15 protein-coding genes and 4 pseudogenes are annotated in these 13,330 nt (G+C 38.6%); 5 read left to right on the top strand and 14 right to left on the bottom strand.

Going from position 1 to position 13,330, the window contains the following annotated elements; genetic code table 11:
- The first annotated feature begins 41 nt into the window (after positions 1-41).
- Together ACQVGS_RS00365 and ACQVGS_RS00360 are read left to right on the top strand one after the other, a co-directional pair.
- Positions 42-620, top strand: coding sequence for a LysE family translocator (locus ACQVGS_RS00365; protein WP_151174677.1), 579 nt, complete (start codon positions 42-44; stop codon positions 618-620).
- Positions 621-702: 82 nt separating this feature from the next.
- Entirely contained in the window at positions 703-1,080 is a 378-nt protein-coding gene (locus tag ACQVGS_RS00360; RefSeq protein WP_106019894.1) for a VOC family protein, read from the top strand.
- 121 nt (positions 1,081-1,201) lie between these two features.
- Here the strand turns inward: ACQVGS_RS00360 and ACQVGS_RS00355 are convergent, their stop codons facing one another.
- Positions 1,202-1,864, bottom strand: a complete 663-nt coding sequence (locus ACQVGS_RS00355) for an MBL fold metallo-hydrolase (protein WP_101859640.1) — start codon at positions 1,862-1,864, stop codon at positions 1,202-1,204.
- Between the two features lie 30 nt (positions 1,865-1,894).
- Between ACQVGS_RS00355 and ACQVGS_RS00350 the strand changes: the two are divergent.
- Positions 1,895-2,086, top strand: a pseudogene (locus ACQVGS_RS00350) (winged helix-turn-helix transcriptional regulator).
- Positions 2,087-2,190: 104 nt separating this feature from the next.
- Here the strand turns inward: ACQVGS_RS00350 and ACQVGS_RS00345 are convergent.
- A complete protein-coding gene (locus tag ACQVGS_RS00345) occupies positions 2,191-2,871 on the bottom strand; it encodes an ArsR/SmtB family transcription factor (RefSeq protein WP_151174678.1) in 681 nt (226 codons plus the stop codon).
- 89 nt (positions 2,872-2,960) lie between these two features.
- Between ACQVGS_RS00345 and ACQVGS_RS00340 the strand changes: the two genes are divergently transcribed.
- Together ACQVGS_RS00340 and ACQVGS_RS00335 are read left to right on the top strand one after the other, a co-directional pair.
- Positions 2,961-3,584 (top strand): flavin reductase family protein, encoded by a 624-nt coding sequence (locus ACQVGS_RS00340; RefSeq protein WP_024123544.1) that lies wholly within the window; start codon positions 2,961-2,963, stop codon positions 3,582-3,584.
- A 100-nt stretch (positions 3,585-3,684) separates the two neighbouring features.
- Positions 3,685-4,095 carry a hypothetical protein gene (locus ACQVGS_RS00335; protein WP_106019896.1) on the top strand — a complete coding sequence of 137 codons (411 nt, stop codon included), beginning with the start codon at positions 3,685-3,687 and terminating at the stop codon, positions 4,093-4,095.
- A 476-nt stretch (positions 4,096-4,571) separates the two neighbouring features.
- Here the strand turns inward: ACQVGS_RS00335 and ACQVGS_RS00330 are convergent, their stop codons facing one another.
- The 12 genes and pseudogenes from ACQVGS_RS00330 to ACQVGS_RS00275 form a co-directional block, all read right to left on the bottom strand.
- On the bottom strand, positions 4,572-5,585 hold the full coding sequence (locus ACQVGS_RS00330) for an NADP-dependent oxidoreductase (RefSeq protein ID WP_151174679.1): 1,014 nt from the start codon (positions 5,583-5,585) through the stop codon (positions 4,572-4,574).
- 418 nt (positions 5,586-6,003) lie between these two features.
- Entirely contained in the window at positions 6,004-6,147 is a 144-nt protein-coding gene (locus tag ACQVGS_RS00325) for a hypothetical protein (protein WP_240671137.1), read from the bottom strand.
- A gap of 24 nt (positions 6,148-6,171) precedes the next feature.
- Positions 6,172-6,921: an SDR family NAD(P)-dependent oxidoreductase gene (locus tag ACQVGS_RS00320; RefSeq protein ID WP_106019898.1), complete on the bottom strand. Its 750-nt coding sequence runs from the start codon at positions 6,919-6,921 to the stop codon at positions 6,172-6,174.
- Positions 6,922-7,247: 326 nt separating this feature from the next.
- Positions 7,248-8,033, bottom strand: a complete 786-nt coding sequence (locus tag ACQVGS_RS00315; protein ID WP_087990794.1) for an SDR family NAD(P)-dependent oxidoreductase — start codon at positions 8,031-8,033, stop codon at positions 7,248-7,250.
- A gap of 75 nt (positions 8,034-8,108) precedes the next feature.
- Positions 8,109-8,267 (bottom strand): hypothetical protein, encoded by a 159-nt coding sequence (locus ACQVGS_RS00310; protein ID WP_188323422.1) that lies wholly within the window; start codon positions 8,265-8,267, stop codon positions 8,109-8,111.
- 108 nt (positions 8,268-8,375) lie between these two features.
- Entirely contained in the window at positions 8,376-9,434 is a 1,059-nt protein-coding gene (locus tag ACQVGS_RS00305) for an alkene reductase (protein WP_106019899.1), read from the bottom strand.
- A 14-nt stretch (positions 9,435-9,448) separates the two neighbouring features.
- The gene (locus ACQVGS_RS00300; protein ID WP_106021829.1) at positions 9,449-10,297 is read right to left on the bottom strand and encodes an alpha/beta fold hydrolase; all 849 of its coding nucleotides are present in this window, start codon (positions 10,295-10,297) and stop codon (positions 9,449-9,451) included.
- Between the two features lie 110 nt (positions 10,298-10,407).
- Positions 10,408-10,983, bottom strand: coding sequence for a TetR/AcrR family transcriptional regulator (locus ACQVGS_RS00295; RefSeq protein ID WP_106019901.1), 576 nt, complete (start codon positions 10,981-10,983; stop codon positions 10,408-10,410).
- 223 nt (positions 10,984-11,206) lie between these two features.
- Positions 11,207-11,371 (bottom strand): annotated as a pseudogene (locus tag ACQVGS_RS00290) (tryptophan--tRNA ligase); the annotation flags it as partial.
- A 211-nt stretch (positions 11,372-11,582) separates the two neighbouring features.
- Entirely contained in the window at positions 11,583-12,590 is a 1,008-nt protein-coding gene (locus tag ACQVGS_RS00285) for an NADP-dependent oxidoreductase (RefSeq protein ID WP_283912735.1), read from the bottom strand.
- 7 nt (positions 12,591-12,597) lie between these two features.
- Positions 12,598-12,899 (bottom strand): annotated as a pseudogene (locus ACQVGS_RS00280) (zinc-binding dehydrogenase); the annotation flags it as partial.
- Positions 12,898-13,112, bottom strand: a pseudogene (locus ACQVGS_RS00275) (TetR/AcrR family transcriptional regulator); the annotation flags it as partial. The pseudogenes ACQVGS_RS00275 and ACQVGS_RS00280, both read right to left, overlap by 2 nt.
- Positions 13,113-13,330 lie beyond the last annotated feature (218 nt).

Raw genomic sequence — 13,330 nt, 5'->3', positions numbered from 1 at the left:
TAAAAACTGCCCAACATGACTTAGCAAATGAAGGTGATTCAATGAGTATCATAGCTTTTCTTTCGTATGTGATTTTGACATCCATTACGCCTGGCCCAAGTAACATCCTAATGATGAACGAAGCGCGAAGGTTTGGCTTTATCGGTTCGTGGCGTTTCAATAGCGGCATCTTATCGGGCTTTGCAGCACTGGGGATTCTCAGCGGTATATTTACAATAGGTGTATACAATTGGATTCCTCTAGTTGAGCCCTACTTCAAAATAGCTGGTGCAGTCTATTTGCTCTATTTGGCCTGGCAGATCGGTTTCGCCAAAGGCTCAAAGAAGGATTCAGGAGACACGCACTCTTCTTTTTTGTCCGGTTTCATCTTCCAGATCATCAATATCAAAAGCGTTTTGTTCTTCTTAACATTGATGAGTGCTTTTATACTGCCGTTTCAGCATTCAATGACATCAATTATTTTTTATCTCTCATTGGCCATTTTTCTGGGCTGGTTCGCCCTGCTGCTATGGTCAGGGTTCGGCTCTGTTTTTAAAAAGCTTTTTGAAAAACCCGATAAGGCATTTCGAGTCATCATGTGCTTGCTGCTCATTTATTCTGCGGTAAGTATCTTTCTTTAGTTAATCTCATCTGATACGAAAGCAGCTATGCAGGATTAATAATAGATTTAGTGAAATGTATACTTTGCAGGAGGGATCGTGAATGATAAAACGACTTGATCATTTGGTGTTAACGGTAAAAAGCCTTCAGGAGACAATCCGCTTCTACACCTCTGTTTTGGGAATGCAGGAAGAAACGTTTGGTTCAGGCAGAAAAGCATTGCGTTTTGGCAATCAAAAAATAAACTTGCATAAGGCCGGTCATGAATTCGAACCTAAGGCACAGCACCCATTACCGGGATCTGCGGATTTGTGTTTTATCACTGATCAAACGATTCATTCCTTAATCGAACATCTAAGAAAAAACAACGTGAAGGTTGAGGAAGGGCCTGTAAAAAGAACCGGCGCCCTTGGCCCGATTATCTCTGTTTATATTCGAGATCCCGATCAGAACCTCGTCGAAATATCAGAGTATCTTTAAATCTCCCAAAACATACCGAGTGTTTGGTATGTTTTAAGGGACTTATTTCTTCTAAAAACGATACTCAAAATAGTCTCACTCTTCTCCCCAACCAATTCATATTTACTGCTACAAACTTTCTTTAATCTCTATATTTTAAAACATACCTTTTATACAGTTCTTCGTTATAAAGAATGCTTTGTCCATGCGAAGAGCAGATAAGAGTTGGTTTGATTTCATCTATGATTGCGCCGCTATCTATATTCTCATTCATATCCACGCTGAATTTTCTGATAGGCGGGTGCAGCTCCTCCTTACTTGTAATAAAAAGGTCTCCCGATAATAAAATGTTATCAATTTCATGATGGTAGATAACATGCCCCGGAGAATGTCCGGGTGTTACATAGTATTGTATCGGCAAGTGAGTAAGTGTATGCTCCGTCAGCGGCCGGACAGTATGTGCTACCCTTGTGTTTTCGACGTCATTTTTGTTCGGATAAGGCGCTTCTCCATTTATATAAATCAGTTCTTTTTGATGGGCATAAATAGGAATGTCAAACTTCTCTAACCATTTTGCTGCACCTTGAATATGATCACTATGGCCATGGGTAAGCAGAATGGCTTTGGGATGACCAATTGCTAACGCTGCCTTTATTTGAGCATCTGCGAAACGTTCTATTCCTGTATCAATGATATAAACATCATCACCATCTTTAATAAACCAAATATGAACTGGGATATGAATCGGTATATCGAGTTCAAATTCACACTGATAGACATGTTCTGATATTTGTATTAAGTTCAAGCAAACCACTTCCTTTGAATATTTTTGTAAATGGCTTTACACATTGTTGGCTGAAAATGGAAAGGAATCATCATCGATACCCTGTCTCATCAACCGGTCAGGTTTAATGAACTGAAAAGATCAATACCGGGTACCACACAAAGGATGCTGACGTTGCAGCTAAGGGAACGGAAAACAGATGGTGTGGTGAAGACATCACAGGCTTTACGTCTCGAAACATAAGGAGATAAGCCACTTTATCACTTTGCGTTCCGCTACTCATATGAATATGGCACCCATCTGCTTTCTCCACTTTTGATGGAGGAAGTATGTTTTCCATTCAAATCTTAGATACTCAATTTAAAGTATTTCTCAAATGCAGCTTTTCCGTTTTGTGTAACCTTAATAGCTCTAGTTTTAGGCATACGCACAATCCATTGCAGTTCTAGTATCCTGTCTAATAATGCATGTCCCAAAGCACCTGCTAAATGATGCTGCCGCTCGCTCCAATCTAAACAGCAAAGCGCAAAAGCTCTCCTCTTATTTCTTTGTTTTTCTTCGTCGACTCCAAAATCCTTTAAAAACAAAGAGCCTTCTGAAGTGACCTCAAAGTGTAAATCCGTTTTTCGTAAGAAGCCCTGCTCGACTAATGAATGTGTCACTTGCACGCCGATATAACCAGCCAGATGATCATAACAGGTACGGGCAAAGTGTAAATCACTTTTTTCTTTTGAATCATTGAAAGACTTCACTTTTGAATCAGGCGAAATACTTAGCAATTGTTCGATCACTTTTGCAGCATCGGCGCTAGCCAATTTATAATACCGATGTCTTCCATGCTTCTCTACACTGATGAGCTGTGCTTCAAGTAATTTTTGCAGGTGAAAGCTCGCAGTTTGAGGCTTGATTTTAGCGAAATATGCAAGCTCTCCAGCAGGGTGTATTCTTCCATCCATAAGGCTCAAAAGAATAGAAGAACGCGTGGGGTCAGATAGTAACGAAGCAACCTTTGCAATATTAGGATTCATCATTCTCCTCCTTACATTCATATTTCGATGATAGTTGAAATGTTAAACCTTTACAATATGAATAAATAATGATTAGGAGGCATTAAGCGTTGAACAGTGAAAAACAAGACACCCTTCATTTTAAAGAAATCAAACCAAACATTATGTACTATGGCACGTCAACATTCCTTCTTTCCACTTTGAATGAAGATGGAACCACCAATATTAGTCCGATGTCTTCCTCTTGGGCGCTTGGAAACTATATTGTTCTGGGAGTAGGACTAGGAGGAAAAGCTATTGAAAATATAAAGAGACACAAAGAATGTGTCATTAACTTGCCCAGCCCCGATTTATGGAAAAACGTTGAAAGAATTTCGTCTTTTAGCGGAAAAAAGAATATCCCGCCTTTGAAGAAACAGCTCGGGTTTACTTACAAAAAAGAGAAATACGAAGCGGCAGGGTTAACACCTTTACCATCAATGACAGTAGCACCAACAAGAATTAAAGAGTGCCCTATCCAAATAGAAGCAGAAGTGAAACATATTCGGATACCAGATTACGAACCATCATTTGCGATTGTGGAAACACAAGCTTTACATTTTCATGCCGAGGAAAAGATCATATTGAACGACAACCACATTGACCCTTTAAAATGGAGTCCGCTTATTTATAATTTCAGACACTATTTTGGTTTAGGAAAAGAAATAGGAAAAACCTTTCGTTCGGAAACATGACTCAAAATAAACATTTAATGGGGAATTGCGTATTATACCCCTTCAATGTTTCAATGGAAATAGGTAGTAACAGCTTAAAATAAAAACGGAGATATTGAAAATGAGAATTTCAAATACGAGATTTAAACGTTTATTGAGATTAAGAGATTTTGAATTCTTTCAAGTAGAATTAAACGATGATGAGAGATGTGCTTTTTTATTATACGTTGATGAAAGACTGCCAGATTCTGAAGAAGGTAACAATATTAATGTTTATTTGATTTCTCACTTTGAGCTACCTGATTCATCATATCAAGCTGTGCTACGTTTTAATGATGATCTATTGGGTATGAAACATAATTGTTCATATGTAATGGACACTTTAACTGTTACAGAGGAATTTGATTTCGATTTCCCATTTGATATGCTAGCTATTCGTGAATATGTTCAAGAGTTATTGTCCGCTTTAAAAATTGACAAAAAACTTCCTGAATTTGAAGAAACGGATTTCAATTATTTATCTCAAGAATAGTAAGGAAACGTTAGATGTAATATAAACGTTTAAGGTTTTGATTTGTCTTTTACTAATAGTTGTTTGTCTGGGATAGTTTTAAATTTTCTCAGTGTTGTAATTTCGATCTTATCTATCACTCTATCGAATAATTTGATAATATGATCAAAACAGCAGATTCCTGAAGAAGTCTGCTGTTTTTGTTATGTTAAATTTCTCAGTAGTGGCTACGTGTAATAACGTGTCATTGGTGATATGTCTGTTAGAGTAAGCACCTGTCTCCATTTCATTCCAATATTTTTTATAAGAAACAATTGAAATGGCTAGTTCTCCATGTTTTATCATTACTGATACAGGACTCCGGCTTGCTGAAGTTTTTCTATGATCTGACCTGGCTTTTTATCTTTTCCATTTCTTAATCGGCAGAACTCGCGGTTTGTTTCAAAATCCTTCACATAAATGATCTCAACTTTTTGACTGCTTTCCTTATATTCCCCTTAAAATTGAATAATCACTTTCCCTTTTGGTCGTCCATTTGCGACTAGTTTTAGCGCTTCGTTTACATTGTCTATGGTAAATCGTGTTGGATGAATTGCTGGAACAATGTTGTTTTCTTCAATGATTTTGGTAATCTCTTTAAGTTGTGCGCCGTCAGAACGAACGAAGATAAAATGGTATTTCACGTTTTGTTTCTTGGCTTTGCGGTCAAACTTTGCACCAGCAAGGGAAAATAGCATTTGTTTCCACGATGGGAAATTTCGGTCTTTTCCGAAACGTTTATTTGGTCCTGTACGGAGAGAGAGCAATCTTCCGCCCGGTTTGATAATACTCAATTCACTGTCAAATTCTTTAGGTCCCAGTGTATCCATCACGTAATCCACATTCGACAACAAGTCAACATAGTTTTCTATTGTATAATCCAAATATTGGTCTGCACCCATTTCCAAAGTGCGTTCGCGCGCTTCTGAGCTGCCACTAACAATGACATTTAGGCCCATTGCCTTTGCGATTGGTACAGCCATTTGGCCAAAGCTGCCTGATCCACCTGGAATGAAGACAGATTTACCTGACTGTGCCTCAAGTTCTTCATGCAGACCTTGATACGCTGTGAGTCCAGCCAGTGGTGCAGCAGCGGCTTCCACGTAAGACAAATTTTTTGGCATGGGTGCAATCGCGGCAGCGTCAATTGCGGCATATTCCGCAAAAGCACCAATTTTTTCGAGCGGGAGACGTGTATAGATGGCATCTCCTACGTTAAATTCCGTCACTTTTTTTCCGACTTTTTCGATAACTCCTGTCAATTCATTACCAAGCGTTAATGGGAATTCATAATCTTGAATCAGTTTCACGCTGCCTGTCATAATTAACATTTCGAGTGGATTGACCGCCGCAGCTTTGACCTTTACCAAGACTTCGTTTTCATCGATTTCTGGAATTGGAATGTCATTGACTTTGGCATGGATATTTTTTGAATACTTGGTGATCTGAGCTGCTTTCATGAGTGTTTTCATTTTTTCATTAGCATCCTTCCTTGAGATTATTACAGCCGGTGTTCCCGCACTCAATCGGTGGAACAGATGTTAGAGTTCATCAGCCCATAGCGTCCGAATGCAGTATACGTCTGCCAATGTAGCGCAATTCATGCGTCAAGCATTTTTCAGTTGCATGCCATTTTTAAGCAATTTTGTAGGTTCAATCCAAAAACTACTTTTTATTCCTTTTTTTCGTTACAAAAATAGAGTGTCACTTCCCAGTCCCAAACTGTTTGTGGAACCTTGATATTTGCCATAAGTTATACTTATCCTTTCTGAGATTCTAATTCTTTCACGTAGGATAATCCGTATAACCCTTGCTTCCGGCATCAAAGAATGTTGTAGGGTCTGCTTCGTTCAATGGAGCACCTTCTTTAAGCCGTTCTACTAAATCGAATTAGCTAATGACCATGCACCGACTGGTACCATCAGGAGGTTGTGTACCTTCACTAATAAGTAAACCTATAGATGCTCTTTGAGCATAATAAAGGGAACTTAGTTCTCCTGATGTACCATCTTCTTGCGCTCTGCTACGTGTCATTGGTGCCATCGCCAAACGATTATGTTACCATACTAGTATTGGATAGATCGGCTTTCTCAAATTGAATTCATAGTTTTCATCTACAACCCCCACCACTTCATCTTTGTCATAAACCTCTATCATAAAACCTGCCATTTGCTTAGCTGTGTGGTACATAGGGAGATTTGCTTTGTAATCAAACTCTTTCATATCATTTGCATATTTTGCGAATTCTGTTTCCGTCATTGCTGGCGCTAAAACTTTTGCCTTCATTTTCGCACCTTTCAGTTCAAGTTCTTTTGCAAGCCCTTCGGTGAAGGCACTAACATAATATTTAGAAGCAGAATAAGCAACACTGCCAACAGCAATTACATATCCAAGTGCTGAGGATACGTTAATTAATTGAGTTCCCTCTACATCAGCATAATCTCTTACAAATAGTGTAGAAAGGATTGTCAAGGATTCTATGTTAACGCGTAACATGGTTTCTACTTTATCTAAATTCTGATCTATGACAGAAGAGGTTTCACCAAGACCAGCATTATTAATCCAAGTCTCAATTTGATACTCCTTTAAACTGTTATACAGTGTATATGCCTGATCTGTGACAGATAGGTCACTTGTACGAATAATAACATCTAAATCAGGATTTAGATTCTGAATGGTTGATTTAAGTTCTTCTAATTTATCTAATCTTCTAGCTACAATAATTAAATTTTTGCCACGAGCAGCAAATGCTAATGCTGTCTCATATCCTATACCTGAGCTTGCTCCTGTAATAACTGTGTACTTCATATTATTCTCTCCTTAAAAATATTTCAGATTAGGTTGACAAAGTCAAACCGATAATGGTTTCTAATTCTTTTTTATCATTTGTTGTTTTTGCTAATACTTGTATTCCTACGAGTGAATTATGAATAAATTGAGAAAGCCCTTTGATATCATAGTGTTTAGAAATTTCTCCTTGTTCTTGACCATATTTCAGTAGATCAAATAAGAAGGTTTCTGTCTTTATAAAAGTCTCTGTAACTTTTTTAGTAAACGATTTACCATTACGAGATCTTGGCTAGATGGCAGATCATAATCAACTGCCACTCCACTCCTAGTTACCCTCAATTAGGTCAATGCCCTGTTCTTTGCTGTGTGGATCTGACCATACGGGTCACCATTTTGCGTGGCATCAACCGTGGAAGGAATGCCATGAACCGGTTTCGAGCCCCTGGCATTATGAACGTCTTGCCACGTAAGAAGCCTCGGTACCCTTCCTCAGCCACCTGCCCGGCCTCCATGATAGCACCACTCTGGAACAACTTCGATTCACCAATACCCGAACGATCAACGAAGCCGGTTGACGTCAGTCCCGGACATAGTGCCGTCACAGTCACCCCTGTACCGCTCAGTTCGTTCTCCAAAGCCTCGGTGAACGACAGCACGTACGCCTTCGTTGCGTAGTAAACCGACATCATAGGTCCCGGGAAGAAAGCCACCAACGAAGCCACATTCATCACGCCTCCTTGACCCCGTTTGACCATATCCGGCAAGAACAGTTTCGTCATAACAGTCAGAGCCTTGATATTGACGTCAATCATATTCGTCTCTTGTTCTAACTGCGTCTCCAAGAACGTCCCGTACAAACCGAAGCCGGCATTATTGACAAGATAGTCGACGACGATTCCCTTCTCCTTGAGCTCCGCAAAAATCTCTTCCGGCACGCCGGGTGACGCCACATCCTTGGCGATGACCGTCGCTTGACTGCCATATCTTTTCCGATATTCCTTCGCGAGCTCCAAAAGCTTACCCTCGCTACGCGCCACCAGCACCAAATTATATCCTCCCTTGGCGAAACGATCCGCCAACTCTTTGCCAATCCCACCCGATACCCCGGTGATAAGAACAGTTTTTTTCATTTTACAGCACACCTCCATTTATAGTTTAATTAAACCTTTAAAACGTTTTACAGCGTTTCTTACTGCGCGTTGTTACTATGGATGTAGGTTATCCATAATTCGAATTTTTGTATCAAGAGAATTTATACTTGCCGCATATATCTCAACTAAGACCTCCTCATTATTTATTTTAGGCTTAGGGAAGTCTAAAACATTTGGTTTTTTACCGTAGTTTTCAATCGCTAAAGCTTTCATTACAATCTTCCACATTTTTATTTAACGCACATGTATCTGTTCATAACGAACCTAAGAAAAAAGAATATGAATATCCCTTCCCTAGATGGGATATTCATATTAAATAAATCATTTTAAGAAAGGATAATCTGTATAACCTTCTTTTCCTCCTGCATAGAGCGTGTTTTTATCAGGTTCGTTTAGGCGAGCACCTGATTGAATCCGTTCTGCAAAGTCTGGATTTGCTAGTACCCAAGTGCCTACTGTGACAACATCTGCAAGATTATTATCTACATCAGACGAAAGTTGATCTAGAGGACGACCTGGACGGTTAACAAGAAGTGCTTGATCCCAAAGTTGGCGCACATCTTTTAGGAATTGCTCGTTTCCAAAGTGCATTAAATGCAGATATGCAAGGTTAAGCTTATTTATTTCACTTATTAAATAGCGATACATCTCAAGGCTATTTTCCCCCTCATCAATGCCTTGCAGTGTTCCTTGAGGAGAAAAACGGATGCCTGTTCTTTCTGCTCCTATTTCATCAACAACTGCTTTAGCTACTTCAATAGCGAATCGAGAACGCCCCTCAATCGTACCACCGTATGCATCTTGACGATGATTGGAGTTTTCACTAAGGAATTGTTGGATCAGATAACCATTTGCTCCGTGAATTTCAACTCCGTCTGCACCAGCTTCAATTGCTGAACGTGCTGCTAAACGAAACTCATTGATAACATCTTTTATCTCAAGCTCACTCAATTCTCTTGGTGTTGGAATTTCTTTCATTCCTTCTGCCGTGAAAATTTCTACACCAGGTGCAATAGCTGACGGTGCAACTGCTTGGCGGTGGTGAGGTGTGTTATCAGGGTGTGATACACGTCCCACATGCATAAGCTGAATAAAAATATGACCGCCTTCACTATGAACTTTAGAAGTTACTTTTTTCCACCCTCTAATATGATTTTCTGTATAAATACCAGGTGTATTCGTGTAACCTTGCCCATCATCTGAAGGTTGGGTTCCTTCGCTTATAATTAAACCGACTGAAGCACGCTGACCATAGTACTCTGCTACTAAATCGCTCGGCGTACCATCTGGTAAAGCTCTATTTCTAGTCATCGGAGCCATACCTATACGATTTTTTAAGTCAATGTTTCCAATACGAACTTTTTCAAATAATCTGCTCATATGAATCCCCCTTTTTAATAAGAATTAGAATCAAGAAATAAATTTACGTGTTCTGCAAATAGTTCTGGAAATTGAAACAGATGCCCGTGACCAGAATCAGGATATATAATCAGCTGTGCTTTGGGTAATTTCTCTGCTAAGATGTAACTGTTTTTAGTCGGTACCATTACATCATTAACACCATTAGTAACAAGTACAGGGTGTTTGATGTTTTGTAACCATTCATAATCATGATTAGATTTTTGTTTAGCCCATTTTGCAATGGCTTGTAATTGTGCCTCTTTTACTTGTTCTGAACTGTTTACTTTTTTCTGATTAAAAATTCTTTGTAGTGAAGCCATTCCTGCAGATTTACTTGTTTCGGTTTGTGCGTAGAAAAAGAACATAAAATCATTTATTCCATCTTCTTCCGTTCCGCCGTGACGATTCATTCTTTCAAAAATCTCTGGATTTGGATTAATACCAGATTCAGGCGAAGTACCTGCCATAATAATTTTTCTTACTAAATCTCCTTCTTGTAAAGCTAGCTCTTGTGCAACCATGCCACCAATGGAAAAACCAAGAATGTCAACTTGTTCTAATCCAAGAGTTTTTATAAATGTTGCTGTATCTTTTGCCATATCAGCAATTGTAGTAGGCGTTAGTCCATCTGTCTCACCAACCCCTTTATTGTCAAATAAGATTACTGGGCGTTTATTTGCAATAGGTTCAAGCATGTCTGGATCCCAGTTTTCCATCGTTCCTCTAAAGTGAACAAGAAATACTAGTGGTATACCATCTTGTGTACCAAATTTTCTATATGCGTAACGAGTTCCATCTGCTTCAATAAATTCTGATTCTGATGGTATTTTAAAGTTTGTCATTTTTGTGTTCCTCCTTAGAAATTAAAAAACGATTTTATAAGTATGCATTATGATGGTTTGTTTCATGCTAATTTTAGAATGAACGTTCTAAATAGGATAAAAAAAGAAAGCTAGTCCAACACTGAAAGTGCTAGAGTAATGATGCCTTCTAATTCTTTTTTACTGTAATTAGTTTTTATTAGTACTCTTATACCTACCAAATTGTTGTGTAAGAAACGAGATATGTTATCAGAATCGATTTCTTTTGATATCTCTCCACTAGTTTGGCCCCGTTTTATAAGGTTATTAAACATATCTTCAGTACGGTTAAACATTTTTGTAACTATGCGTCCAATTTCTTTGTCTAACAAAGATAATTCAATGGCTGCATTTACTGATAGACAACCTTTTGGGTATTGTTCAATGGAATTCAGTACGAAAATAAAAACATCACGTATCGTCTGTTTAATGGATGAAGTGCTGCTAATTATGCTTTCCATCTCATTGACGATGAGCTCTTCATAGTGATTAAGGGAAGCTAAAAACAATGAACGCTTGTCACCAAATGTGTCATATATACTCCTGCGGTGTATCCCCATATGATCCACCAAATCTTGCATGGATGTTTTTTCATAACCCTGTTCCCAGAAGAGCTCCATTGCTTTCCTTAATACTGCTTTTTCGTCAAACTCTTTACTTCTAGCCATTTTATTTCTCCTTAAAAAAATCAATGAACCTATACTAACAAAAACAAACGTCATAATCCATTATAGAATGAACGTTCTAAAATGAACACATAAATTTCAAACCGTGATTAAATCATACCCTTTTTAGAACGATAAGTAAAGAATTATAAATAACCAATAATCATCAATATATTTGCTCCACATGTTGAATTTGGTCTTTTCCAACGGGAACAAAATCTGACTAAAACAGGAGAGTATCAGCAGCCATTAAAATGAGATAGGTATATAACCCCATGGTCACACCCGCATCCACATCTAATCCTTCTTCTTTGTTCTTGTCTACTTTTGCTTTGTATGCATGAGCCCTATTCATTAAACCTTTCGGTGTTATAGAAGATAAAATCCAACTGGTCAACCGACTTCACTTGACTGACATCCGCAGAGCAATGCCGATTAAATTAAGGCTATCTTTGATTGCTTGGTCAATGTTTTACTTCGAGCGACTAGTGACAATCGCCGTGTTGCTCATTTCAAGAAACTTTTCGCACATGCATAGCCTATACCTGACGTCCCGCCCATCACTAAAATAGTTCGATTTGTCAATTTTATGTTGTTGTTTCTCACTCTTGTATAATCAGAAGAATCTTTCCTTGAGCTTTCCCTTTTGCGATTTTGGCAATAGCTTCGTTCACTTGCCGAAAAGCAAATGTCGAATCAATGGTTGGTTTGATGCCCGCTTCATCAATCCACTGGGTGATGTTTTTTAGTTGTTTGCCATTTGGCTGAACATATAAGAAATCATATGTTTTCCGTTGAAGATGTGCCGCTATATCAAACGGCATGCCGATCATACCGAAAAGAAGCCTCTGCAACGTTGAAAATCCGCCATGCTGAATTGCAAAACGTGTATTTGGACCAGCATTCAATGACAATAATTTTCCGCCAGGTTTTAAAACACGTAATTCATGCCTGAACTCACTTGCACCACGAGTATCAATCACGTAATCGAAATCTTTCAGCACCTCAACATAATCTTGCTTCTGATAGTCGATGAACTGGTCAGCACCAATGGATAGCGCTAAATGACGAGCTGATTCACTACCACTGACAGCTACAAAAAGCTTCTTTGATTTCGCAAACGGAATGGCAATCTGCCCAAATCCGCCTGTTCCACCAGGAATGAACAGTTTTGCGCCAGGTTTCACGTTCAGTACATCGAATGCTTGAACAACTGTCAGAGCCGATAATGGAATGGCAGCCCCTTCTTCAAAAGTAAGATGTTTTGGCAATTTCGCAACGATATTTGCATCAGCCACAACATATTCTGCAAAGGCACCCATTGTATCTAGTGGCATTAGCGCATATACTCTGTCGCCCTTATTAAAGTCTGTCACCGCTTCACCAACCGTTTCAATCACACCTGAAAGTTCATTTCCGAGTGTCAACGGGAAATCATAGTGGTCAAAAACGCGAACCTTTCCAGTAATCGCCAATATAAGATGTGGGTCAACGCCCGCCACATTTGTTTTGATTAACACTTGATGTTTGTTTATTCTTGGAATAGGAACATCGTTGATGTGGGCTTCTAGCTTTTTCGAGTAGCTGTGTATTTGGACTGCTTTCATCATGTCCCCCTTAAAAATTAATAATCACTTTCCCTTTTGGTCGTCCGTTTGCTACTAGTTCTAGCGCTTCATTTACGTTGTCTATGGAAATAGTGTTGGATAAATCTCTGGAACAATGTTGTTTTCTTCAATGATTTTGGTAATCCTTTTAAGTTTGTGTGCCGTCCGAACGAAGATAAAATGATATTTCAGGTCGTGTTTCTTGGCTTTGTGGTCATACTTTGCGCCAGCAAGGAAAAATAGCTTTTGTTTCCACAATGGGAAATTTCTGTCTTTTCCGAAACGTTTATTTGGTCCTGTACGGAGAGACAAATAATTTTCGTATAGCCTGCTTAACCGTTACATCTGTTTTCACCTCATTCTTCATTCTCACTTCCATTACTTCTACAAAGTGACTTAAAGCTCTCATAATAAAGTATGTTTGTCACCAAAAGTATCATAGATACTTCTGCGGTGAACCCCCATATAGTTCACTAAATCTTGCATGGATGTTTTTTCATAACCCTGTTCCCAGAAAAGCTCCATTTTTCATCAAAATTCTTTATTTCTGGCCATGTAATCCCACCATATAACGTATCATCTATTAACACTGATAAAGTACTGAGAATCATTGATGCACTAGGGCACAATAACTTTATATCATTCATCTCTCCCTATTCTTAAATAATTAAAGAACGATCATTCTCATTTGAGAAGAAAAACAGTTAGACCTAACATGTTTTAAGTATATCAAATTTAAGAAC

It is taken from the genome of Bacillus sp. SD127 (assembly GCF_058566445.1).
This window is presented reverse-complemented; position numbering and strand designations above follow the sequence as displayed.